This window comes from Vibrio sp. 704 (assembly GCF_033339295.1).
In genome coordinates, this window is sequence record NZ_JAWOUH010000317.1 from 1 (window position 1) to 791 (window position 791).

1 pseudogene is annotated in these 791 nt (G+C 46.1%); it reads left to right on the forward strand.

What is annotated here, in order from left to right:
- A pseudogene (locus tag R7R24_RS26165) lies at positions 1 to 626 on the forward strand (1-acyl-sn-glycerol-3-phosphate acyltransferase); the annotation flags it as partial.
- Between the last annotated feature and the right edge of the window lie 165 nt (positions 627 to 791).

Here is a 791-nt window from a genome sequence, read left to right on the forward strand (position 1 = left end):
GTTCTGCAAAAGCTCCACGAGAGATGATGAAAGCGCTTGGACAGTTGTCTGGCTACATCAAGCACTCGCTGGATACGGGCAACTCTATTTGGATTGCTCAAAAAGAAGGGCGCGCGAAAGACGGTAACGACTTTACAGATCCTGCGATCCTAAAAATGTTCCATGTTGAAGGTCGCAAGCAAAAGGTCGCGTTTGGCGAGTACATGCGCTCGTTAAAAATTGTGCCGGTCTCGATTGCTTACGAGAACGATCCATGTGACATCGCTAAGGCAAAAGAGCTATTTGAGAAAGCAGAAAACGGCCGTTATGAAAAAGGCGAGTTTGAAGACATCGAAAGCATCATCCAAGGTATTGTTGGCTACAAAGGCCGTGTTCATGTGGCATTTGGTGATGTGATTGAGCAAGAGTTTGAAACGCCTGAATCGCTAGCGAATGAAATCGACCGTCAGATCCACGAGAACTATAAGTTGTATCCGATCAACTTGCTCGCTGCAGGTCGTGAAGATTCAAGCATTATCACAGAAGCGGTGAAACGTCAGCTTGCTGATAAGCTAGAACAGTTACCAGAAGGCGCAAGACCGTATCTTGTTGCGAGCTACGCTAACCCAGTAAATAACCAAGATTAGTCGCTGCGTATGCTGCCCAAATGATTTAGGCGCATCCAACTACTCCAATGAAAAACACCTCGTATTGAACGAGGTGTTTTTGTCTCTGCGTATCTCTTTTTGTCTATCCAATTAACGCGCGACTGCGCCACCTAAGGTCAGATTCTTTGGCCACTTGGTTATCTT